Here is a 24920-nt window from a genome sequence, read left to right as displayed (position 1 = left end):
TTATAAATAAAAAGTACAACTTATTTTAGGTTGTGCTTTTTTATTAAACTTTATAAAATGACTTGAAAATATATTTAATGCTATTTATATTTTACATTACAAGTTTCGCAAGTATAAGTATCCTTATGGATACTAATTTTATCAAGTTTTCTGGCTACATCTTGTACAAAAGAATTATAGGTTTCAGTACTAGGATTTCCATTTTCTCCTTTTATGAATTTATAATATTGTCCATCCCATTCTTGTTTTCCCCAACAGTTAGGACAAATTCCTTCTGGAGCTATACCAGTTTCTTGATTGTTTTCTTTTTTGCTGAAGTAATTTTTAATGTTATTTATAAGACTCATAGTTGTTGTTTTATATGTTAATATGCTCAGAGAATTTTTTCTTAAGAACATCTAATTTCGGATTTATAAATTGTTTGCAAAATGGCTTTTCTGGATCTTTTAAATAGTAGTTTTGAAAAGCATCATTGGAGGCTTTAAATTCTGAAAACGGAAGCACTTGCGTTATAATCTGATTAGAAAATTCTGTTTGAAAATAATCAAGCAAATCTAAAGCCTGCTTTTCTTGTGCTGCTGAAAAAGTATAAATTGCCGAACGGTATTTTTCTCGCATAGAGTGATTACTAGTACTTTTATGAGTTAATAAGTGTACTTCTATTAACGTTTTTAAGCTAATATCTTTTGCTTGAAAATGTACTATTACAGCTTCAGAGAAACTATTATTGACATCTACAGAAGCGACAAAACCTTGTTCTACTTTTATAGCACCTTTTAAAGACTGAAAAACAGCTTCTGTACACCAATGGCAACCGCCTCCAAAGGCTATTTTAGTTAATTCAAACATTACGAACTGCAGGATAGCATAGAACACCCAACTTTATGTCTTGCCCAATCTGGGCGTTTTGCAAACCATTTTTCGTTTTCTGGTTGTTCATTATACGGTTTTCTAAGTAACTGAAATAGCTCGTCTATTAATTTGTAATCTCCTTTATTAGCATCATCTATCGCTAATTGCGCCATATAATTTCGCAATACATATTTCGGATTAATTAGATTCATTTTTTTCTTACGGTCTTCAAAAGAAACAGTTTCTTTTTTTAAACGTTCTGTATAGCTTTCAAACCAAGACTTCCATTTTAATCTAATAGTATCAGAGACGTCATTAATAACATAAAAAGCATCTTTAATAATGTCTAATCCTTCAGATTGTTTTTCTATAGAGAAATCACTTAAATTCCTGAAAAAGATAGTCATGTCTGTTTCGGTTAATTGCAAGAGGTCTTCTAAACTAAAAATTAATTCAATATCACTGGCTTCTTCAGAAAACAAGCCTAATTTACTTCGCATCATAGTTAGATATTGTGTTTTAGCCTTTTCATTGTAAGATTTCAAAATGTTTTCTAATCCTTCAGCTTCTTCAATTAAAGGATATAAAGCATTTGCTAATTGGTACAAGTTCCAATGGCCAATTTCTAATTGTGCCCCAAAACGATAGCGTTTAAACTGGCTATCTGTTGTATTTGGCGTCCAATTATGGTCGTAACCTTCCAACCAGCCATACGGTCCGTAATCTATAGTTTGTCCTAGAATAGACATGTTATCTGTATTCATTACACCATGAACAAAACCAACACGTTGCCAATGAATAATCATTTCTAAAGTGCTATCTAGTACGGTTTCAAAAAACCGTAAATAGGTCTTTTTAGAAGGTGATCCTAAATGAGAAAAATGATGTCTTATGGTATAATCTACTAATGTTTTTAATGTCTCTTTATCATTTCTGGCAGCTAATATCTGGAAATTCCCAAAGCGTACGAAGGTTGGAGCCACACGGCAAACAATAGCTCCTTTTTCGTATGCAGCATTACCATCGTAAAGCATATCTCTTATTACATCATCGCCAGATAAAGCTAACGATAAAGCCCTTGTAGTTGGCACGCCTAAATGGTGCATGGCTTCGCTACATAAATACTCACGTACAGAGGAACGTAATACTGCCAAACCATCTGCAGTACGAGAATATGGTGTTTCGCCAGCGCCTTTTAATTGTATTGCCCAATGCTTATTTTTATGCTCTATTTCTGCTAAATTAATAGCACGACCATCTCCTAATTGTCCAGCCCAATTTCCAAATTGATGCCCTCCATAACACATAGCATATGGCTTAGTATTTGGTAATATGCTATTGCCAGTAAATACATTTAGAAAAGTCTCGGTTTTGGTGTCGTCTTCTTTTAATCCTAATTCTAAAAGCATTTCTGGAGAAACGTGTAGCAATACCGGCTGTGCTGTAGTCTTTGGCGCAGCATAAGAAAAGCAAGCGTTTTCAACCTGACGTCTCGTGTTTACAAGAATTGGATCTGCGGGTAATTCTTTATTAAATCTATCTTTTATTTTAAGTTGCATTATTTTACTTTCTACTTAATGTTCTATAATATCCCTCCATTTTTCACTTCGTGAAGCCACAGCTTTTATATAACTACAGACAGCGATAGCTTTGTAACCTTCTTTAGTTAGTTGTTCAAACGTTTTTTTTACTAAAATTTTGCCAATACCTTGACCTCTTAAATTATAAGGCACTTCAGAGTGAATAAGGTACATTTTATTATCACGTAATTGGTAATCTATTTTAGCAATGTCTCCATTAATATCTAATATAAACCGCTTATTGTCTTTCTCGTGAACTATATTCAATCTACTTGGTATTAATTTGTTTAGCCATTTTTCTAATTCATCCTTATTGGGGTTTCTTAATTTTTTTTGCCCTATTGTTATGGTTGGGAAATTAAGTTTCCTGTTTTCATAAAGACCACGTAGTTCTTCAGCATAAATTTCGTTTTGTTCTACATCTAAAAAAGTGAAAGGTAAATTATTATCTTTAAAAAAGGATTGATAATACTTAGTTTTATGGCACCTTTCGGTGCCATAAAGTTTAATAGTTGTACTCATTTATTATAATGTTTTTAAAAACTGAATAGCTGCATCTGGGTTTAAATGAAAATCACTAAATACAACATTGTCGTGCTTATCTATAAAAATAAACCAAGGCGTACCACCAGTTTTATAGTTTTTCATGATATTAGAATGTGATTTTCCATCGTCTCCAGCATCGTGCCCAAACGGTATTTGCAAATCATATTGTTTTTGTGTCTCTACCATTTTCTTGTAAGTATTACTTTCATGACCTTCAAAAACAGTTTGCACTGCTAAAAACTGAATGTTTTTATTATCATGCAAAGCATCTACCATTGTCTTTAAATCTGGTAATCCTTTACTATGGCATCCAGGACACCAACTTTGAAAACAATATACTATTTTAAATTGCCCTTTAAAATCGGATAGTTTTATTGGTTCTGTTTTGTTTCCATTCGCATCTATCCAATGGTTCACATTAAATTCAGGAGCCTTAAATACTTGGGCTTGTTCTTTTGTATTTGACATTTCTATACTCTTTCTTTTTATGTCATTGCGAGGAACGAAGCAATCTGTTTAGTGTTAGTGCTTCAATTCATGAGATTGCTTCACTGTGCTCGCAATGGTGTTAAGTTATTTTAATTTTTCAGCATGTAGTTGTCTCAGCTTTGTTAATTTTGGTGTAATTACAAAACTGCAATAGCCTTGTCCTTGATTATTCTTGTAGTAATCTTGATGGGCTGTTTCTGCTTCATAAAAAACAGTTAACGCGCTTATCTCTGTTACAACAGGATCATCATAGTATACAGCCACTGCTTTAGTTACCACTTCTGCAATTTCTTTTTGTTTATCGTCATGATAAAAAATAACAGAACGGTATTGTGTACCACGATCTGCACCTTGACGGTTTAAAGTCGTTGGGTCGTGTGTTGTCATGAAGATAATAAGCAACTCTTCATAAGAAATCACATTTGCATCAAACGTAATTTGTATTACTTCGGCATGCCCTGTTAATCCAGAACAAATTTCACGATAGGTTGGATGTCCTGGAACATTGCCGCCAGAATAACCAGAGACTACTTTTTCAACACCTTTTACTTCCTGGAATACAGCTTCTGTACACCAAAAACAGCCACTACCTAAAGTGGCTAATTGTAAATTTTTAGTTGTCATTTGTGTTCTCCTTTTTTGCTAAGCGCATAGATTCAGAATTAATACAATAACGTAAACCACTAGGTTCTGGACCATCGGGAAATACATGTCCTAAATGTGCCTCGCAAGTATTGCATAATACCTCTACGCGAACCATACCAAATGCAGTATCTTTTATATACTTTATAGCATTGGGTTTAATAGGTTGTGTAAAACTAGGCCAACCAGTACCAGAGCTAAATTTTATGGTAGAATCAAACAAAGCGGTGTTACAACATACGCAATTGTACTGTCCTTGATCATAAATACTACAAAGTGCTCCGCTATGTGCAGCTTCTGTTCCTTTCTGTCTGGTAATTCTAAATTGTTCTGGAGTAAGTAGTGCTCTCCATTCGACTTCCGTTTTTTCGACTGTTCTGTCAGGCTTTGGGTTTCCTTTTACTGTGAAATTAATCACATTTCTCCAAGTAAGCATACTATAGTTCCTTTCTTTGTTAAATTAGTATATGCTTTTATGCTTTGTCGTAATTTTATGGGATACATTACAACGGTATAATGCTTACGTGATTGCGAGGAGCTTTTTTAGCGACATGGCACGTGTAGCATTTATGAACTCCGAATTTAATGAAATAGTATGCGTGAGTAACCTCATAATACTACCAAAAACTCAAAAAAATACCAAAACTTTTCGACGTATTACAACAACTAGTTTTAATAAAGGTGTTATATTTAAACTCTACCTTTTTTGAATTTACAAAAATATGATTTGCTAAATATAATACATGATATTTAACGAAGACTCAAGAGTCAAAATACCTTCTATACTCCATTTAATTCAATTAGGTTACATATACCTATCATTGAAGGATAACTCATGGGACGAAAGCACGAATATATTTCGAGGTATTTTTGATAAGCAAATCCAGAAAATTAATCCAGGACTATTAGATAATGATGTTCAAAAAGTATTTGATGATGTTTCGTTGTTACTAGAAAATGAAGATCTAGGTCGTGCGTTTTACAAAAGATTAATTGATCAGTCAGGAACAAAACTCATTGATTTTGAAAATTTTGATAATAACTCATTCCATGTTGTTACGGAATTGACCTATCAGAAAGACGATGAAAGTTTTAGACCTGATATTATTCTGCTCATCAATGGAATGCCGTTAGTTTTTATAGAAGTCAAAAAACCAAATAATCGTAATGGAGTTAAAGACGAACATAATAGAATGCAACGTCGCTTCCAAAACATAAAGTTCCGAAAGTTCATTAACATCACGCAACTCATGGTGTTTTCTAATAACATGAAGTATAGTGATGAAGATACACAAATGTTAGAAGGTGCCTTTTACAGCACTACCAATTACAAAAAACCAATATTCAATTTCTTTAGGGAGGAAGAAACCTTTGATTTAGAAAAACTACTTCAACCGATTTCTGATGAAACGGAAACCTTTGTGCTAAAAGATACCAATTTATTAAGTATTAAAACTAACAAAGAGTATCAATCAAATAAGAATCCGAAAACAGCAACAAATTCTATTACAACCTCAATTTTTCAAAGAGAGCGTTTAAAATTTATTTTGCGATATGCCTTTGCATATGTTGAAGAAGAAAAAGGATTAGAGAAACATGTGATGCGCTATCCGCAATTGTTCGCGACTAAGGCGATTGAGAATAAACTAGAGAATGATGTAAAAAAAGGCATCATATGGCATACACAAGGCTCTGGAAAAACAGCTTTGGCATTTTTTAATGTTAAACACTTGACAGATTATTACCAAAAGAAAAATATCATTCCAAAGTTCTACTTCATTGTAGATCGGTTGGATTTATTAACCCAAGCGGCTAGAGAATTTAATGCTAGAGGTTTGGTAGTTCATAAAGTCAATAGTCGAGAAGAATTCAGTAAAGATATTAAATCGACTGAAGTTATTCATAACAGTTCAGGCAAGGCCGAAATAACAGTTGTGAATATTCAAAAGTTTAAAGATGATCCTGATGTTATTAAAAACAACGATTACAATTTAAGTGTACAACGTATTTTCTTTTTGGATGAGGTGCATCGTAGTTATAATCCAAAAGGAAGCTTTTTAGCAAATCTAGAATTGGCAGATAAGCATTCTATAAAGATCGGTTTAACAGGAACACCATTATTAGGCTCGGAATATAATTCAAGAAGCTTATTTGGTGACTACATTCATAAATATTACTACAATCTATCGATTAAAGATGGTTATACGTTACGTTTAATTCGTGAAGAGATTGAAACCAATTACAAGTTAGTTCTACAAGAAGCTTTGGAAAGCATCAAAGTATTACAAGGTAATATTGAAAAGAAGAAATTGTTTGCAGATCATCGTTTTGTAGAACCTATGCTAGATTATATCGTAAAGGATATGGAACAAGCTCGTATTTCCATGAACGACAATAGCATTGGTGGTATGGTAGTTTGCGATTCTTCAGAGCAAGCCAAAATGATGTATGAAATCTTTCAGAACACATATACTGAACAAACCAATGCGGTTTTAGATCAAGCTGCTGAACCATCAGCATCATATGGAGACAAGAATAGAACTGAAAGTAAAGTAAAAACTGCACAAGTCATTTTACATGATATTGGTACTAAACAAGACCGTCGTGATTGGGTAAGTGATTTTAAAGCTGGTAAGCTAGACTTACTTTTCGTTTACAATATGTTACTGACTGGTTTTGATGCCAAACGATTAAAGAAACTTTACATTGGGAGAAAGATAAAGTCTCATAACTTATTACAGACTTTAACCAGAGTTAACAGAACTTACAAAATGCATAAGTATGGTTATGTAGTAGACTTTGCAGATATTCAGAAAGAGTTTGATAAAACCAATCAAGATTATTTTAACGAGCTGCAGTCTGAACTTGGTGACGAAATGCAACATTATACCAATCTCTTTAAAACACCTCAAGAGATTCAGGAAGAAATCGAGGAAATAAAAGATATTCTTTTTAGATTCGACACAGACAATGCAACAATTTTCGGAGATCAAATTTCAGAAATAAATGATCGTACAGAGATTCGTAAAATTGCCAAAGCACTCAACAATTCCAAAGACCTCTATAATCTGATTCGCTTATCAGGTAATTTTGAATTACTTGAAAAGTTAGATTTTAGAAAGCTCACCATTTTATCACGATTAACTAACGATAGATTAGGACTTATTAATACCAGAATTGCTTTAGAGAATAATGTTGAAACCGACAATATTCTAAATACAGCGTTAGAAGATGTCATTTTTGCCTTTACCAAAGTGAAGGAAGAAGAAATGATTTTGGCCGATGAGCTAAAAAATACTTTGGGTAGAACACGTGAAATGCTTGCAGGCAACTTCGATCAAAAAGATCCTATTTTTGTATCCTTAAAAGAAGAACTGGAACGTTTATTTAAAAAGAAAAACTTAAGCGAAGTGTCTAAAGAAGATATGGAAGCTAATATTAAAGCCTTAAACGCCATTTACGATAAAGCCAAAAAACTAGAACGTGAAAATCAACTATTAAGAGCTAAATACGATTACGATGCTAAATACGCTCGTATTCATAAACGCTTAATGGAAACAGATCCTTTAACTGATACCGAACGTAAACTCTTTGAAGCACTTAAAGGATTAAAAGATGCTATTGATACCGAAATTTTACAGAACTCAAAATTACTAGAAAATGAGAGCTATGTAGAAAAAATGGTCATGCGTTTGGTTGTGAATCAATTTAAGCGTGAACATAAAATTGATGTCACGGCAAGAGACGTAAAACGCATTAATAGCATCATAGTAAAAGAATACATGAACGAATACAACGGCAACGTTGCTTAACTAATATATGACAACTACAGTACAATTTGAAGCGGAAACCAAGAAACTCATAGACAATTTAAAAAGCGTCTGTGCCAATTATGGTTTAGGAAATGATGGAAACGAATTTAAAATCATCACCCAAGTATTTTTATATAAATTCTTAAACGACAAATATGTTTATGAGTTAAAACAATTAGAACCTACTTTAGCCAAAGCAGATGATTTTGATAAAGCACTTAAGAAATATTCAGATGATGATTTAGAGTTACTCACGATGCAGATTAGTGAGAATACAGCACGTATTGCGCCTAAAAATCTATTATCACGATTATTTGTGCAACAAAACAAGGATAAGTTTGCAGACATTTTTGATCAGACCTTACTAAATGTCGCGAAAGACAATATTGATATTTTTTCGGTGCTCACACAAGGAGGCGAAAAAGTAGTGTTGTTTGAAAACTTAAGTAAATACGTCACAGATAATAAAGACGCCTTTTGCAAAGCCATTGTAAATAAACTCGTTAATTTTAGTTTTGAACATATCTTCACGCAGAAGTTCGATTTTTTTGCAACCATTTTTGAATATTTAATAAAAGATTACAATTCTAATAGTGGCGGAAAATATGCAGAGTATTTCACGCCGCATGCAGTAGCCAAAATTATGGCTGCATGTTTAGTAACTGATGATAATGTAAACAACGTAACCTGTTACGATCCTAGTGCTGGTTCTGGAACCTTACTAATGAATCTAGCACATGCCATAGGTGAAGATAAATGTACCATTTACTCACAAGACATTTCGCAGAAGTCATCTGCCTTGTTGCGTTTAAACTTGATTTTAAATAATCTAGTACATTCTATACAAAACATTATACAAGGTAATACCATTTTAAGTCCGTATCATAAACAAGATGATGGGCAATTAGAACAGTTTGATTATATCGTATCCAATCCACCATTTAAGTTAGATTTTAGCGATTACAGTGCAGATTTAGACAGCAAAGCCAATAAGGAGCGATTTTTTGCTGGCATTCCTAAAGTGCCAGCCAAGAAAAAGGATTCTATGGCCATTTATCTATTGTTTATTCAGCATATCATGCACAGTTTAACAGCAAAAGGTAAAGCCGCTATTGTCGTACCCACAGGTTTTATTACAGCTCAATCTGGTATTGATAAAAAGATTAGAAAAAAGCTCGTAGAAAGCAAAATGCTAGCAGGCGTAGTAAGTATGCCATCCAACATTTTTGCAACCACAGGAACCAATGTGAGTATTTTGTTTTTAGATAAGACCAATACCAAAGATGTTGTGTTGGTAGATGCCTCTAATTTAGGAAGCAAAGTTAAAGACAGTAATGGCAACCAAAAGACCTTGTTAAGCGATGCTGAAGAACAACAAATCATAGATGTTTTTAATGCTAAAGAAACACAAGAGGATTTTTCTGTAGTGGTAAGCTACGAAGACATTGAAGCCAAAAACTATTCGTTGAGTGCAGGGCAATATTTTGAAGTCAAGATTGAATATGTTGATATTACTGCGGAAGAGTTTAATACAAAACTTAAAGGTTTTGGAACCAATTTGGAAAAGTTATTTGCTGAAAGCGGCAGGTTGGAAAAAGAAATTCAAGATAATTTGAAAAATTTGAATTATGAAAAGTAAGGCCTTAAAAGAATTATGCTTTCCAAATAAATGCGGAATTTATGGTATTCCTGCATCTGCTGAAGATTTTGATGAAACTAAAATACGTTATTTAAGAATCACTGATATTTCAGAAGATGGAAAATTATTAGATTCAGATAAAAAAAGTGTTAGTGATTCTCAAATTGAAAAGTATCTATTAGAGGAAGGTGATATAGTTTTTGCAAGAACAGGAAATTCAACAGGTAAAAGTTACTTTCACGAAATAAAAAATGGTGAATTAGCTTTTGCTGGCTTCTTGATTAAGTTTTCTTTAGATCCTGAAAAAGTGAATCCAAAGTATTTAAGATATTATACAATTACAAAGCATTATAAACAATGGGTTGAAAATTTTTCCTTGGGAAGTACTCGAGGGAATTTGAATGCTAATTCGTTTGGGAATTGCCCAATTCCTATTCCTTCCAGAAAACAGCAAGATTTTCTTGTTAAAGTCTTATCCGATTTAGATGCCAAAATAGAAGTCAACAACAAAATAAACCAAGAGTTAGAAGAGATTGCAAAAACCATTTACGATTATTGGTTTGTACAGTTTGATTTTCCTGATGCTAATGGTAAACCTTATAAAGCGTCTGGTGGTAAAATGGTTTATAATGAGGCATTGAAACGCGAGATTCCGGAGGGTTGGGAAGTTAGGAGTGTTTCCGGTTTTGCAGATTGTAATAAATGGAATATAACAAAAGAAAGTCGATATGATAAAATCAATTATTTAGATACAAGTAGTTTAACTGAAAATGTTATCGATTCTTTTCAGAAATTAGATTTTGATAGAGATAAAATTCCAAGTAGAGCACAAAGAATTGTGTCTAAAAACGATATTTTATATTCTACAGTTCGTCCTAATCAATTACATTACGGAATTATAAAAAGACCTATTGAAAATTTAATTGCATCTACTGGTTTTGCTCAGATTAGAAGTAATGATTCTAAGATTACTAATGATTTTATATTTCAAATTTTATCACAAGATTATGTGAGTGCAAGGCTTCAACAAATTGCAGTAGGATCTGTTTCTGCTTATCCCTCAATATCTCATAACGATATTATGGAATTGAAAATTGCGCTTCCTTTGAATGATGAATTAATTAATAAAGCAACTTCTATTTTTTGTCAATACAATGATAAAGTCGCGTTAAACTTAGAAGAAAACCAAAAACTCGCCGAGTTACGCGATTGGTTGTTGCCTATGCTTATGAATGGGCAGGTTACTGTTGGTGAGGCTAAAGAAGAGTTGGGTATGGTTGCGGAGGAGAATGCAAAATATGTTGAGGTATGAGGTTAGCTGCAATATATATTGAAGATAATTTCCTTTTTGAAGAGCCTCAAACTATAAATTTTGGTGGTAAATTTATATATGATTTTACAGATATTCGTGGAATAACAAGAGTAGAAAATCATGGTTTGGTTGAAAATCTTTATGACCAAATTAATTTGAGTTTAGTATCGGCAATTGTTGGAAAAAATGGTTCTGGTAAAACAACTTTATTAAGATATATCATTAGTTTTTTAAAAGGAAAAGGGTATGGGAGTGATTATATACTCATAGTAGAAGATAATAATATTACTTACACATTATGTCCTTCTTTGGGAGCTGGTTATGATTTTACTGAAAGGAAACTTGATATAAATCTAATTGAAACACTTTATTATTCACCATATTTAGATTTTAAAGAGCCTTTAGATGGTGTTGATTTAAGTTTTGACACAATTCTGGAAGAAGACATTGAAGCTTCTAAAAATAAATTTGTTGCGAATGAGGATGTGAATTTATCACGCTGGTTGAAGGCAAAAAATTCTATCCGAATATTTGAGTTTCAAATTTCAAAATACGCCATACAATTACAAACAGTATTTGATTTTCCTAAATTTGAAAGAGCAAGGTTTTCTTTTATTAGGTATAAATTAGATATCGATTACGATAAGGATAGAATAAATTTTCATAATACTCCATTTGATTTGCAATATGCAATTCATACATTATATAAATTAATTAGTGACGAAGGAAGAGAGATAAACAAAAATAGGCCTAAAGGTTATAGCCATGTGATTCTTCAAAAAAATCTTTTAAAAAATTACTTGTTAGAAGATTTACTGAGCTTGTTTATAATTCAAATGGAGAAAAAAAATCAGTATTTGCAAGAAGGTCATCTTGAAATAACGAATAAAGAATATACAGAATTAATAAATGACTTAGATCCAAAAGAAGCTCTTTTTAAGTTATTAGAGTTGCATTATTTTCAAGTTGGCTCTCAAAAAATAGCTTTACTACCTGTTGACGAGACAAAACAAATGATTAATTATTTGTTTGATGTAATTGATGGATTAGAAGCTGAAAATGATAGAGATACAAGAAATTTTGATTGGAATTCAAAATCAATTTATTTAAATAATGATCAGGCTATTCAATTAATTGAGTATCATACTTCCTTTTTAAACAAGGTCGATCAATACTATGGTGGAATTAAAGAAAAAGGCGAAGTAATATTTAGTAAAAGAGAAAGGATTGAAGGTTTAATAAGCTATGAGCCATCTGAAAGAGATTTAAGCTCAGGTGAAACTGCTTTATTAAACTTTTATTCAAGAATTTATTATTACTTCAAAAAACAGTATTTAGATATAAATAGTATTTCAAAAAAAGATTTCTACGTTTTGTTGCTAGATGAAGCAGATATGGGATTTCATCCAAAATGGAGAAAATCTTTTGTTAAATCTATAACTACATTTTTGCCTTATTTTTTTAAAGATTTGCGATCTGAAATTCAGATTATATTTACTACACACGACCCAATTACCTTATCTGATTTACCTAATAATCAAATTATCTACCTTAATAAAAAAGAAGGGAAAAATATAATTCTTAATCAGGAAGAGAAACCTGTAAAATCATTTGGTGCAAATGTACACGATTTACTAGCTCATAGTTTCTTTTTAGAAGATGGTTTTATGGGCGAGTTTGCACAGGAGTTAATTACTGATTTAATAAACTTTTTAACCTTCAATGAAAAGAAAGAAGAATCAGAAGAAAATATTAAACATTTAAAAGATTGGAATCCTGCAAGAGCACAAAAAGTTATAGATATAATAGATGAACCATTAATTCAAGAAAGGATTCAGTCTTTGCATAATAAAAAGTTTTTATTTAAGGACAAGGAGCTTTTGGCTCAAAAAATCAGAGAGATGGAGGTTCAACTAGCAAAGTTAAATAAATGAGGCGGATTAAAGTAACGGATGAGTTGGCATACACTGTGAAAAAATTCAACAGTAATCTATTTGTAAAAACACGAAAGAGTTCTTTTGAGTTGCCTATTGAACGATTAAAAAAGCTCAAGCGAAAAAGAAGCCATAACTACAAATTGTATATAGGAAAAATTATTGATAATTATGAGAATATATTAAATGCAAATCCTGATGAAATGAAAGATTTCATTATAGAGTTTAATAAAGTTTTAGCAGTTAGTAAAATAAATAAGAAGTTCGGAAATTCTAAATATACGTTTCATGAGGAGATTGTCAAAGCTATGCGTTATGAAGATTTACGAGAAAAAGAGTTTCCCGAATATCTTTCAGGTTCTAATTTAAAATCTTGTGTGTATTGTAATGCTCAATCTACGTTAGCAATTGAGAAAAGGTTTTATGATAAAAAAAAACGTAGAGTTAAGAAGATTTTGGCAAAGCTACAATTAGATCATTATTATCCAAAATCCAAATATCCTTTTTTATGCACTACTTTCTTTAACTTATATCCAACTTGTGCAAACTGTAACTTAGCAAAAGGAAATAAAGAAGCTTTATTTGAATTATACACAACATCAGACGAACTTGATTTGTTTAATTTTAAAATTGAGGATAAATCTGTATTAGCTTATTGGGTAAAGTTTGAGCTTCATCGTCTAAAAGTAAATTTAGAGTCAAATTCTGGAGATGTAGATTTACTCGAAAATCACAATGAGCTTTTTCAAATAGATTCAGTTTACGATAATCATAAAGATGTAGCAGAAGAACTTATTTTAAAAGCTAAAGCAAACCCTCAAACTTATAGAAGAATTCTTGAAAAAGAATTTTCAAAAATTTTCCCTGATGCTACAATTATTGATAGATTATTAATAGGTAATTATTCAAAACCAGAAGAGTTGAGTAAAAGGCCAATGTCTAAATATACTCAAGATATAGCTAGACAACTTAAATTGATAAAATGATCATAAAAGAAACAGGACAAAACCATTCTATCCTTAACCGATTTTCGCTTTTAGGCAAAAATGAAGTCGCTTTATCTAAAGGTTTTGCGTTTGTATTAGGCAGTGAGCGAGAAGCTATGTTTTCGTTTTTAAAACATCTTGGTATAAAACTAAAAAATACAGAAAACAACTTTAGTAAGATTAAAGTTGAAATAGAACGTAAACGCGATAGAAACCGCACAGATATAGAAATAAGTTATCCAAATAGGTTTCACATCATTATAGAATGTAAAGTTAGAAAAGGCAAAGTCACAGAACAACGCACACAATACATAAGAGATTTTAACCCAGAGTGTCCACAAAATATTTTATGTTTTATCACACAAGAGCGAGACTCAACCAAACAAAAAGTTGAGAATGTAGAGGTAACCTATTTAGGTTGGTTAGAAATTATTGATTTATACACCTCAAGAAAACACCTAGCAATCCTATTAATAAAAGAGTTCTCTCAATTCGCATTAAGAACGTACAATATGAATGAACAAAAAGAAATATTAATACAAGATGTTTCAGATCCTACAGAAATGGATAGGTATAAAAATTATAAAGTATACAGGCGCTTTGAAACATTTGGTATTCCTCTCTACTTCGCACCACACTTTACCAGAAAAGCCAAACAAGAAGAAGGTGAAGGCATTAGTTATTTATCTAAAGTTCTTGGAACTCTAACAATGAAGCCTCATGAAATTACAAATACGAGTACTGAGTTATCGAAATTCTCTAAAGATCAAGAATTGATAAAATTGTGGATTAGAGGTGTCAAGTTAGATAAAGACAATAAAGTTTATACTTATTATTTTATGGATGAGCCTGTTAAATTAAATAAACCATTAAGAAAAGATCCTGGAATTAAAAAAGGAAGAGGTAAAAATTGGATAGCAGCATCTGTGCCTCCAAATAGATGTGTTAGCTTTAAAGAATTCACTAGAAGGATAATGTTACAAGAATGATTACTTGTTTTTCCCTAACTTTATATTCTAATCCTACCAGAATATGAAAACCAAAATTTTAATTCTCAGTTTAATACTAACAATCAGTTTTAGCTGCAAACAAGAACACGAACACACTCACGAACACGAAATAGAAACAATTAGTGCTTCTGTAGAAAACTACTTACAACCACAAGATAAAGATCAATTTCTTGGCGGTATTAAAATGATACCAATCACCACACCAAAAGGAGAATTTAAAGTTTGGACCAAACGTGTGGGTAATAATCCAACCATGAAAGTGTTGTTGTTACATGGTGGACCAGGAATGACACATGAGATTTACGAGTGTTTTGATGGCTATTTTCCGCAAGAAAATATAGAATACTATTACTACGACCAATTAGGCTCGTATTACAGCGACCAACCCAAAGACTTATCGCTATGGGATTTAGACCGTTTTGTAGAAGAAGTAGAGCAGGTGAGAATAGCTTTAGGTTTAGATAAAGATAATTTCTATTTGTATGGACAAAGTTGGGGCGGCATTTTAGGCATGCAATATGCCTTAAAGTACCAAAAGAACTTAAAAGGCTTAATCATTTCTAATATGGTAGCGTCTATACCAGAATATCAAGAGTATAGTGACAAAGTATTAGCGCCAAAACTAGATCCAGAAGTACTTAAAGAGATTATGAGTTACGAAGAGAAAGAAGATTATGCTAATCCACGTTACTTAGATTTAATTGTTCAAAACTACTATACAGAACACGTGATTAGAATGCCAGTAGACCAATGGCCAGAACCCATAAATAGAGCCTTTAAACATCTTAATCCAGAGGTTTATGTTACTATGCAAGGCCCAAGTGAATTTGGTATAAAAGGCGATGCGACACTTAAAAATTGGGATGTAAAAGACAGACTTAAAGAAATAACAGTACCTACATTAACTATAGGAGCGACTCACGATACCATGGATCCTGAGCATATGAAATGGATTAGTGAAGAAGTGAAAAACGGCGACTTCTTATTATGCCCAAACGGCAGTCATTTATCACAGTTTGATGACCAGAAAGTATTCTTTAAAGGCTTGATAGACTTTATTAAAAGTGTAGATGATGGAAGTTTTAACAAGTAATGTCATTGCGAGGACGCAGGAAATATGAAATAGTTAGGTTAAAAACATAAATACATCGTCATTGCGAGGACGTAGGACGTGGCAATCTATTGAATAGAAGTAATAATTGTAACCGCATTTCAAATCAAAAGATTACCACGCTTTTTTTTAATGAAAAGCTCGTAATGACGTTAGCCTGAGTATTAAGAAGTAAAGAAGAGAATAAACAATGAAAGAATCTAATGTGTATTTCATGACCAATAAAAATAACACGGTGATATATGTTGGTGTTACTTCTAATCTAACAAAAAGAGTATACCAACATAAAAATAAAACATATAAAGGGTTTACATCTAAATACAACTGTGATAAATTAGTTTATTTTGAAGCTTTTAATTCAATAGATGAAGCTATAGTTAGAGAGAAACAAATTAAAAAAGGTAATAGAAAAAATAAAGAAAAACTCATTGCAGATATGAATTCTGAATGGAATGATTTATCGGATGGATGGTTGTTTTACTTTAGTTAACTTTATGTCATTGCGAGGAGTTATGGAAAGAACGTCGTGGCATATGCATAGCATTCATGAACTCCGATTTAATAAAATAGTATACGTGAATAATCTCATGAGTAGTAGTAATGGTTTGAATCGTATTTCAACTCAAAAGATTATCACGCTTTTTTTCTAAGGAAAAGCTCGTAATGACGTAAGCATGATAGTAAGAAGTAAAAAATATAAATGTATCGTCATTGCGAGGACGTAGGACGTGGCAATCTATTGAATAGAAGTAATAATTGTAACCGCATTTCAAATCAACAGATTACCACGCTTTTTTCTAATGAAAAGCTCGTAATGACGTTAGCCTGAGTATTAAGAAGTAAAGAAGAGAATAAACAATGAAAGAATCTCATGTGTATTTCATGACCAATAAAAATAATACGGTGATATATGTTGGTGTTACTTCTAATCTAACAAAAAGAGTATACCAACATAAAAATAAAACATATAAAGGGTTTACATCTAAATACAACTGTGATAAATTAGTTTATTTTGAAGCTTTTAATTCAATAGATGAAGCTATAGTTAGAGAGAAACAAATTAAAAAAGGTAATAGAAAAAATAAAGAAAAGCTCATTGCATATATGAATTCTGAATGGAATGATTTATCGGATGGATGGTTGTTTTACTTTAGTTAACTTTATGTCATTGCGAGGAGTGATGGAAAGAACGACGTGGCACATGCGTAGCATTCATAAATTCCGATTTAATAAAATAGTATACGTGAATAATCTCATGAATAGTAGTAATGGTTTGAATCGTATTTCAACTCAAAAGATTACCACGCTTTTCTAAGGAAAAGCTCGTAATGACGTAAGCATGATAGTTAGAAGTAAAAAACATAAATGTATCGTCATTGCGAGGACGTAGGACGTGGCAATCTCATGAATGATAGTAATATTATAATTTTAAAATAAATGCAATTTGACGATTACAAAATAGAACTTTTAAAACCCAATGAAAGCGAAGCGTTTTTTAAGTTAATTGATGCTAACCGCAGAAGACTTGAAGATTTTTTTGCAGGTACGGTGTCTAAAACAGAAACACTGTTAGAGACAATATTGTATTGCAAAGAAATAGAAGAACGGATTATTGAAAAAAGTTACTTTCCATTTATTATAATTAATACGGTGACTAACAAGTTTGTTGGTTTGGTAGATGTTAAAAATATCGATTGGCATATTCCCAAAGCAGAATTAGGCTATTTTATAGATGCTGCTTATGAAGGTAATGGTATAATAACTAGAGCCACAGGTTTAGTTATCGATTATTTAATGGAGACGTATCGCTTTAGAAAGCTTTTAGCTAGAGTAGGCAGTAAAAATATAGGAAGTATTCATGTTGCATTAAAAAATGGCTTTGAATTAGAAGGCACTATTAGAAAAGACTATAGAACAACTAAAGGAGAAGTAGTAGATTTAAACTATTATGGTAGAATCTTTTGATGATACATTTACTATAAAAACAAGTAGATATACCTATTGTTTTATATTAATATAATATGCAATTTGAAAATCTAAAATAATTAATATAAAGTGTTGTAGCAACAAGGATAATTATGATTGAATCTAATATTAAATCACCAGGTGTATATATAAATGAAACAAATGCTTTTCCTAATTCTGTAGTTCCAGTGGCAACAGCTGTTCCTGCATTTATTGGGTATACGCCGCAAGCCTTATTTGAAGGGAAGTCGTATACTAATGTCGCAATGAAAATCACATCATTTGCAGAGTTTCAAGCGATATATTGTTATCCAGATCCAGCTGCACCAGCAAGTCCAACAAAGCAATACAGTCCTGAATATTATTTAGTAGAACAAATGGATCAGCCAGAAAAGGGCAATTATATACTTATTGATGGTAAGTATTATAGTATCGTTCCAGACCCTAATACCATTTATTATTTGTACAACAGTATTAGATTGTTTTATGAAAATGGAGGCGGAGACGCGTATATTGTTTCGGTTGGTACGTATGGAGAATCGTCCAAAAAACCTATAACTGCTGGAGAACAGATTGTAAATCCAAATGTGAAGTTAAATGAGTTACAAGCTGGTTTAGCTTTATTGAAAAATGAAACAGAACCTACAATGTACATTTGTCCAGAAGCAACATTACTGTCAATAGAAAATAATGGTACATTAATGCAGTCTATGTTACTTCAAAATACTGAAATGCAAACGGCTATTAGCATTTTTGATGTTATAGGCGGTAATACTCCAGATCCAATACTATATACTAAAGATATTGAGACTTTTAGAAATAATACAGGAAGTAATGCTTTAGATTACGGTACGGCATATTATCCATTTATTGGAACAAGCATTATGCAAAATACAGATATCGATTATACCAATCTATTTGCAGGTAATATTGATTTGTTAGCGTCGTTATTAAGCCCTGAAAACAATCCAAATCCATCTGTAGCTACTATTATTGATACTATTAAAAAGAAAACGTTAACTACTAGCCAAGGGCATAACGCTTTATTAAATGCGAGTAAAACGTATAGTGCAATTATTAAACAGGTACTTGCACAAGCTAATATATTACCACCTAGTGGTGCAATGGCAGGTGTTATGACAACTATAGATAATCAAGAAGGTGTTTGGCAAGCACCAGCAAATACTTCTATTGTTGGAGCTGTTAGTTTACCTATTAGGTTATCAGAATCTCAACAAGGTGATTTAAATGTCGATGCAGTATCTGGTAAGTCTATTAATGCCATTCGTTTTTTTAATGGCTTAGGGATTTTAATTTGGGGTGCACGAACTTTAGATGGTAATAGTTTAGATTGGAAATATTTACCAGTACGTAGAACAATGACTTTTATAGAGCAATCTTGTAAACTTGCCGCACATGCTTACGTCTTTGAGCCTAATGATAAGAACACTTGGGAAGGCGTTAAAGCAATGATAAGTAGTTTTTTAACTACTATATGGAAAGAAGGCGGATTACAAGGAGCAACAGCTGCAGATGCCTTTTCTGTAGCCTGCGGATTAGGTACAACAATGACTTCTGAAGACCTTTTAAATGGATTTATGAATGTTACTATAAAAGTGGCTGTAGTACGCCCAGCAGAATTTATAGTTATCACGTTTCAACAAGAAATGGCAAAATCAAGTTAGTTAAAAAAATATAGTATGCCTGTAGATAATGAAAATGCTGTTTGGCCAATGCCAAAGTTTAGATTTGAAGTAGATTTTGGAAACACTCTCAAAAATGTAGCATTTCAAGAGGTTTCTGGAATGGATGTAGAAAATCAAATTATAGAATACCGTAAAAATAATAGCGCTTTATTTTCAGTAGAAAACATGCCAGGTATTGTAAAGTATGGTAATATTACTATGAAAAGAGGTGTTTTTGTAAATGATGCTACTTTTTGGGAATGGCATGCTCAAATTTCTATGAATACAATTAAGAGACAAACTGTTATTATTAAGCTATTAGATGAAAACGGTACTGTTACTATACAATGGCAATTAGATAATGCTTGGCCGACAAAAATAACCAGTACAGATTTAAAATCTGATGGCAATGAAGTTGCTATCGATACTCTAGAGATTGCTCATGAGAAACTCACTATTTGCAATGGTGGTAATTAGGCTTTAACTAAAGTGCGTTTTTGTTTTACATATAAAAAAACAACAAAGGATAATACTCCAAATAAAGAAAAGCCAATAAATAAAGGTAATACAGAGGTTTTTACAAAACTACCAATATAATTAGCAATGGGTACAGCCATTATTGTAGATATGAAGCCATTAATAGCAGCACCAATACCAGCAATATGACCTAGCGGTTCCATAGCTAAGGCACGAAGATTTCCAAAAAGTAAACCCACAGCAAAAAACTGAACCATAAAAAAGCTAATAAGTATATAGATACTTGGGTTACCATTAAAGTATAATAGAATGTAAAGTAAAGATATTACAACATAGGCTATTGTAGCTATATAAGCAATACGCATAGAACCATATTTTACTACTAAACGACTATTTAAAAATGTAGAAGCACCAACAGCGATTGCTGTACTAGCAAAGAAGTATGGAAATAATTCTCCTAAACCATATTGCTCTTGAAATATTTGTTGAGAGGTACTTAAATACACCATAAAAGAACCTGTAATAAATCCAGAGATTAAGGTAAATGCAACAGATGCCTTATATTTAAAAAACTCCTTAGTGCCTGTGATAAAAATTTTAAAAGAAAAAGGGATTCGGTTTTTATTAGACAATGTTTCAGGCTGTCGTTGCCAAAACCAGATTATAATTAATAAACCAATAATTAAGTTACTATTAAAAATTGCTGTCCAGTCTGAAACATTTAAAAGTAGTTGTCCAAAAGTAGGTGCAATTATAGGAACCAAAATAAAAAACATGACAACAATTGATAATACTTTTGCCATATAATCACCACTATAAGTATCACGTATCATTGCTATGGCAATAGTTCTTGGGGACGATAATCCAATGCCTTGTAAAACACGGCCAATAATCATCATTTCAAAACTCTTCGTGGTTACACAAATAATACTAGCAATAACAAAAATGATAAAACCAAAGTAGACCATAGATTTACGTCCAAAGCTATCTGATAATGGTCCAAAAATTAATTGACCAAAACCTAAACCTAAAAAGATCATGGTGATTAATAATTGGTTGTTCGCGGGATTTTTAACGCCTAAAGTAGCACCTATTTCAGGTAAAGCAGGCAGTAAAGCATCTATTGATAAAGCAACTAAAGACATTAATGCAGCCATTAATGCTACAAATTCTTTTTTTAGAGGTTGGCGGTCTAGCATTGGGCAAAAATAAGCCAATTATTACCTATTTTTACATTGAAAAATATAAAAAAAATCAATATGCTCATAGAGACATTAATAAAATTATTTAAGAGAGATTTAGAGAGATTAAAAACAGAAATTTGTCTCTATAAAAATGAAAGTAATCTTTGGGTTACCCCAAAAGATATTTCTAATTCTGCAGGTAATTTATGCTTACATCTTGTTGGTAATCTTAACCATTTTATTGGCGCGACTATAGGTAATACAGGTTATGTAAGACAAAGGGATTTAGAATTTTCTTTAAAAGATGTTCCAAGGGAAGCATTACTACAGCAAGTAGATGCCGTTATAATAATTATTGAGAATACCTTAAAGACTTTAACTGCGACCGATTTACAAAAAGAGTATAAGCGTCGCGTAAATGAAGATACGATGACTACAGAATATTTTTTAGTGCATTTAACGATGCATTTAGCGTATCATTTAGGGCAAATAAATTATCATAGACGTTTAATAGAGTAGTACCTTTACACAAAAAATACATGCAGCACCTGAAAGACAATTCTTCAGATATAAAAAATAAGAAGAAACCTAAAGTAACCTTAAAACAGGCTTTTAAAACTATTATTTGGCCAAGAAGGAAATTAGTGTTTATAGGCTTAATTCTTATTGTTATTCGTAGTTTAGCTGGTTTGGTTTTGCCAATGCAAAGTAAAGTCTTGCTTGATCAAGTAGTTCCAAGTAAAGATTACAATCAATTATATACATTGATTATTATTGTTATTGCATCAATTTTGATTCAAGCAATCACTTCTTTTTTATTGACTAAAGTTTTAAGTATTCAAGCTCAATATTTAATTAGTGAATTGCGTTCTCAAGTGCAAAAAAAAGTATTGTCATTGCCTATTAGTTTTTTTGATAATACTAAATCTGGTGCATTAGTATCAAGAATAATGAGTGACGTTGAAGGTGTAAGAAATCTTATTGGTACAGGTTTGGTACAATTAGTTGGAGGAACGGTTACAGCTATAATTTCTGTTAAATTACTAATTGATATCAATCTTTGGATGACTTTATTTGTATTTATTCCATTGTCTGTTTTTGGTTTTGTAGCCTTGAAGGCTTTTAAATACATTCGCCCCATTTTTAGAGCTAGAGGAAAAATTAATGCTGAGGTTAAAGGCCGTTTAACCGAAACGTTAGCAGGTATACGTGTTATAAAAGCTTTTAATGCTGAAGATCAAGAAAATATAGTTTTTGAAAAAGGTGTAGACAATATCTTTAAAAATGTAAAGAAAAGTATGACAGCTACAGCTATAATGACGAGTTCTTCAACTTTTCTAATTGGACTTGCTTCTGCTGGAATTATGGGTATTGGTGGTTATTATATGATGCAAGACGAAATTACTTCAGGTCAGTTTTTAGAGTTTATGTTTCTACTAGCATTCATGGTCGCACCAATTGTACAAATGAGTAATATTGGTAGCCAATTAACGGAAGCATTAGCTGGTTTAGATCGTACTGAAGAATTAATGAATATGGCAGCAGAAGACGATGATACGAATAGAACAATAGAACTTCAAGATTTAAAAGGAGATATCGCTTTTAAGGATGTATCCTTTGCATACGAAGAAGATAAGCCTGTATTGCATAATATAGATTTTAATGCACCTTCTGGTTCTGTAATTGCTTTAGTTGGAAGTTCTGGTTCTGGAAAATCTACTATAGCAGGATTATCTGCTACCTTTTTAAATCCTGAGTCTGGTGAAATAACTATAGATGGTAAAGATTTATCGAAAGTTAAACTAAAGAGCTTCAGAAAGCATCTAGGTGTGGTTTTACAAGATGAATTCTTATTTGAAGGCACCATTCGTGAAAACATTATGTTCCCAAGACCAAATGCTACAGAAGCACAATTGTTAGCAGCAGTAAAAGCAGCATATGTTAATGAGTTTACAGATCGTTTTGATGATGGTTTAGAAACTTTAATAGGAGAAAGAGGCGTGAAGTTATCTGGAGGACAAAGACAACGTATTGCTATAGCAAGAGCTATTCTAGCAGATCCTAAAATAATTATTCTAGATGAAGCAACTTCTAATTTAGATACAGAAAGTGAAGCGTTAATTCAAAAAAGTTTAGCCGAGTTAACTAAAAATAGAACAACTATTGTTATTGCTCACAGACTAAGTACTATTCGAAAAGCAGATCAAATATTAGTTATTGAAAATGGTAAAATTGCTGAGCGTGGTAATCATGATGAGTTAATTGCTACTAAAGGCAGATATTTCGACTTGTATACTTATCAAGCTAAGATTTAATTCGCAATGTTGATTTAACATTATTGCGTTTTGGTTACAATTCTATAATAGTTCTTTAAAGTTATAGTAACTTTTTGAAGCGGTAAAAAGAGTCTCTTTGTAACAAAAACAATGGAATTATTTTTAGTTGCTTTTGGTGCATTATTTTCAATTATGAATCCTTTAGGAACTGTACCAGTTTTTGTAGGATTAACACAAGAGCATAGTAAAAGAGAACGTGCTATTACAGCATTTTGGACCGCTATTGATGTCTTAGCGATTCTATTATTATCATTCTTTGCTGGGAAGTATATATTATCTTTTTTCGGGATTAGCTTAAATGCCTTAAAAATAGCAGGTGGTATGATTATAGCGTCTTCCGGTTTTGCTTTACTAACAGGGAAATTTCGTGAACATAAAGGTATGAAACGACAAAAGGTGCAGGATGATATCCACTCCCGTGAAGCGATTTCATTAACACCTTTAGCAATACCAATGTTGGCTGGTCCTGGAACCATTTCACTATTAATTACTTATAACCAAGAATACAAATTCACTACAGATATTTTAATAATTGTAGGAGCTATGACTTTGACAGCATTAACTATTTATCTAGTATTGAAAAGTGCCTATTTTATTGTGAAGTTTTTAGGCGCTTCTGGAATAAATGCGTTGTCTAGAATTATTGGCTTTATAGTTATTGCTATCGGAGTAGAGTATATTATCGCCTCTGTAAAATCTATTTTTAATTTATAAAAGACTAGTCATAGTTATATGTACGTTCTATAAGCTCTTTTGTTTTAGCTTTAGAATAGTTTTTTTCTATTTGCGTACAATTGTTATAATTGTCTTTTGTGAGGCATTTTATAATTACCTCTTCTATTGGTTTTGCATTATTACTAGTTATAGTAACTGTTTTTAATAGTTTGTTATTTTTATTGTATTGATAAGAGTGCTTATAAAAAGTCGTAAAATTATCTATAATAAAGTCTATTCTACCATCTTTTAAGTAATGTGCTATAATTTCATTTTGCTTATACCTTTTTTGTGAGTAACAGCTTATACGCTCTCTCAATCCAGGTTTCCATCTAGTTTTACAATAATAAGCTTCTTTATCTGGAAATGATTTTTTTTCGAAGAAGAGTTTTTTTTCTGTCGTTTCTATTTTCTTGTTATTGGCATCAAACGTTTCAGAATATTTTATGCGTCCATTTTTTGTAAGACGCATTTCTTTTCTTGTAACTAATACATTTCCTTCATCTTGAACATTATAAGTCTTTTCTGTGATATTAGAAATAGGACCTTTTAATTGTTCTCTATCAATATATTTTTTTGTTGCACACGATTGTATAATAAAAAAGAATAAGATGTATTTGATACTCTTTTGCATAACGGAGGTTTA

At 31.8% G+C, this 24920-nt stretch carries 24 protein-coding genes; 15 read left to right on the top strand and 9 right to left on the bottom strand.

The window, feature by feature from the left end; translation table 11 throughout:
- Positions 1-80 precede the first annotated feature (80 nt).
- From Q0997_RS05770 to msrB, 7 genes are all read right to left on the bottom strand, one after another.
- The gene (locus tag Q0997_RS05770; protein WP_299885910.1) at positions 81-347 is read right to left on the bottom strand and encodes a hypothetical protein; all 267 of its coding nucleotides are present in this window, start codon (positions 345-347) and stop codon (positions 81-83) included.
- A gap of 10 nt (positions 348-357) precedes the next feature.
- Positions 358-849, bottom strand: a complete 492-nt coding sequence (locus Q0997_RS05765) for a peptide-methionine (S)-S-oxide reductase (protein WP_299885907.1) — start codon at positions 847-849, stop codon at positions 358-360.
- On the bottom strand, positions 849-2411 hold the full coding sequence (locus tag Q0997_RS05760) for a YdiU family protein (RefSeq protein ID WP_299885904.1): 1563 nt from the start codon (positions 2409-2411) through the stop codon (positions 849-851). The genes Q0997_RS05765 and Q0997_RS05760 overlap by 1 nt, the downstream gene beginning before the upstream one ends.
- 15 nt (positions 2412-2426) lie before the next feature.
- Complete coding sequence (locus Q0997_RS05755) at positions 2427-2954, bottom strand: N-acetyltransferase (protein WP_299885901.1); 528 nt, start codon at positions 2952-2954, stop codon at positions 2427-2429.
- A gap of 3 nt (positions 2955-2957) precedes the next feature.
- Positions 2958-3446, bottom strand: a complete 489-nt coding sequence (locus tag Q0997_RS05750) for a peroxiredoxin (RefSeq protein ID WP_299885899.1) — start codon at positions 3444-3446, stop codon at positions 2958-2960.
- Positions 3447-3551: 105 nt separating this feature from the next.
- Complete coding sequence (gene msrA / locus Q0997_RS05745; protein WP_299885896.1) at positions 3552-4091, bottom strand: peptide-methionine (S)-S-oxide reductase MsrA; 540 nt, start codon at positions 4089-4091, stop codon at positions 3552-3554.
- A complete protein-coding gene (gene msrB / locus Q0997_RS05740; protein WP_299885893.1) occupies positions 4081-4545 on the bottom strand; it encodes a peptide-methionine (R)-S-oxide reductase MsrB in 465 nt (154 codons plus the stop codon). Before msrB ends, msrA begins: the two co-directional genes overlap by 11 nt.
- 307 nt (positions 4546-4852) lie before the next feature.
- On the opposite strand from msrB, the gene Q0997_RS05735 reads away from it, so the two are divergent.
- From Q0997_RS05735 to Q0997_RS05680, 12 genes are all read left to right on the top strand, one after another.
- Positions 4853-7921 (top strand): type I restriction endonuclease, encoded by a 3069-nt coding sequence (locus tag Q0997_RS05735; RefSeq protein WP_299885890.1) that lies wholly within the window; start codon positions 4853-4855, stop codon positions 7919-7921.
- 7 nt (positions 7922-7928) lie between these two features.
- Positions 7929-9560 (top strand): class I SAM-dependent DNA methyltransferase, encoded by a 1632-nt coding sequence (locus tag Q0997_RS05730; protein ID WP_299885888.1) that lies wholly within the window; start codon positions 7929-7931, stop codon positions 9558-9560.
- Positions 9550-10872, top strand: a complete 1323-nt coding sequence (locus Q0997_RS05725; protein WP_299885885.1) for a restriction endonuclease subunit S — start codon at positions 9550-9552, stop codon at positions 10870-10872. Before Q0997_RS05730 ends, Q0997_RS05725 begins: the two co-directional genes overlap by 11 nt.
- Positions 10869-12806 carry an AAA family ATPase gene (locus tag Q0997_RS05720; protein ID WP_299885882.1) on the top strand — a complete coding sequence of 646 codons (1938 nt, stop codon included), beginning with the start codon at positions 10869-10871 and terminating at the stop codon, positions 12804-12806. The genes Q0997_RS05725 and Q0997_RS05720 overlap by 4 nt, the downstream gene beginning before the upstream one ends.
- Positions 12803-13792 (top strand): hypothetical protein, encoded by a 990-nt coding sequence (locus Q0997_RS05715; protein ID WP_299885879.1) that lies wholly within the window; start codon positions 12803-12805, stop codon positions 13790-13792. Before Q0997_RS05720 ends, Q0997_RS05715 begins: the two co-directional genes overlap by 4 nt.
- On the top strand, positions 13789-14781 hold the full coding sequence (locus tag Q0997_RS05710; RefSeq protein ID WP_299885876.1) for a PD-(D/E)XK nuclease family protein: 993 nt from the start codon (positions 13789-13791) through the stop codon (positions 14779-14781). Before Q0997_RS05715 ends, Q0997_RS05710 begins: the two co-directional genes overlap by 4 nt.
- 43 nt (positions 14782-14824) lie before the next feature.
- Complete coding sequence (locus Q0997_RS05705) at positions 14825-15895, top strand: proline iminopeptidase-family hydrolase (RefSeq protein WP_299885873.1); 1071 nt, start codon at positions 14825-14827, stop codon at positions 15893-15895.
- Between the two features lie 208 nt (positions 15896-16103).
- On the top strand, positions 16104-16403 hold the full coding sequence (locus tag Q0997_RS05700; RefSeq protein ID WP_299885870.1) for a GIY-YIG nuclease family protein: 300 nt from the start codon (positions 16104-16106) through the stop codon (positions 16401-16403).
- 368 nt (positions 16404-16771) lie between these two features.
- On the top strand, positions 16772-17071 hold the full coding sequence (locus tag Q0997_RS05695; RefSeq protein WP_299885867.1) for a GIY-YIG nuclease family protein: 300 nt from the start codon (positions 16772-16774) through the stop codon (positions 17069-17071).
- A 279-nt stretch (positions 17072-17350) separates the two neighbouring features.
- Positions 17351-17878 carry a GNAT family protein gene (locus tag Q0997_RS05690; protein ID WP_299885864.1) on the top strand — a complete coding sequence of 176 codons (528 nt, stop codon included), beginning with the start codon at positions 17351-17353 and terminating at the stop codon, positions 17876-17878.
- Positions 17879-17991: 113 nt separating this feature from the next.
- The gene (locus Q0997_RS05685) at positions 17992-19563 is read left to right on the top strand and encodes a phage tail sheath C-terminal domain-containing protein (RefSeq protein WP_299885862.1); all 1572 of its coding nucleotides are present in this window, start codon (positions 17992-17994) and stop codon (positions 19561-19563) included.
- Between the two features lie 15 nt (positions 19564-19578).
- On the top strand, positions 19579-20040 hold the full coding sequence (locus tag Q0997_RS05680; RefSeq protein WP_299885859.1) for a phage tail protein: 462 nt from the start codon (positions 19579-19581) through the stop codon (positions 20038-20040).
- Here the strand turns inward: Q0997_RS05680 and Q0997_RS05675 are convergent.
- Entirely contained in the window at positions 20037-21239 is a 1203-nt protein-coding gene (locus Q0997_RS05675) for a multidrug effflux MFS transporter (protein WP_299885856.1), read from the bottom strand. The two genes, Q0997_RS05680 and Q0997_RS05675, sit on opposite strands and share 4 nt — an antisense overlap.
- 60 nt (positions 21240-21299) lie before the next feature.
- Between Q0997_RS05675 and Q0997_RS05670 the strand changes: the two genes are divergently transcribed.
- The 3 genes from Q0997_RS05670 to Q0997_RS05660 all read left to right on the top strand — a co-directional run bounded on the left by Q0997_RS05670 (position 21300) and on the right by Q0997_RS05660 (position 24274).
- A complete protein-coding gene (locus Q0997_RS05670; protein WP_299885854.1) occupies positions 21300-21743 on the top strand; it encodes a DinB family protein in 444 nt (147 codons plus the stop codon).
- Positions 21744-21763: 20 nt separating this feature from the next.
- Positions 21764-23539, top strand: coding sequence for an ABC transporter ATP-binding protein (locus Q0997_RS05665; protein WP_299885852.1), 1776 nt, complete (start codon positions 21764-21766; stop codon positions 23537-23539).
- A 111-nt stretch (positions 23540-23650) separates the two neighbouring features.
- The gene (locus Q0997_RS05660; RefSeq protein WP_299885849.1) at positions 23651-24274 is read left to right on the top strand and encodes a MarC family NAAT transporter; all 624 of its coding nucleotides are present in this window, start codon (positions 23651-23653) and stop codon (positions 24272-24274) included.
- Positions 24275-24278: 4 nt separating this feature from the next.
- Here the strand turns inward: Q0997_RS05660 and Q0997_RS05655 are convergent, their stop codons facing one another.
- Positions 24279-24908, bottom strand: coding sequence for a hypothetical protein (locus Q0997_RS05655; RefSeq protein ID WP_299885847.1), 630 nt, complete (start codon positions 24906-24908; stop codon positions 24279-24281).
- Positions 24909-24920 lie beyond the last annotated feature (12 nt).

This window comes from uncultured Lacinutrix sp. (assembly GCF_947500325.1).
In the GTDB taxonomy this organism is placed as follows: Bacteria; Bacteroidota; Bacteroidia; order Flavobacteriales; family Flavobacteriaceae; genus Lacinutrix.
Note: the sequence above shows the minus strand (reverse complement) of the source record. Positions and strands in the feature narration are given on the sequence as shown.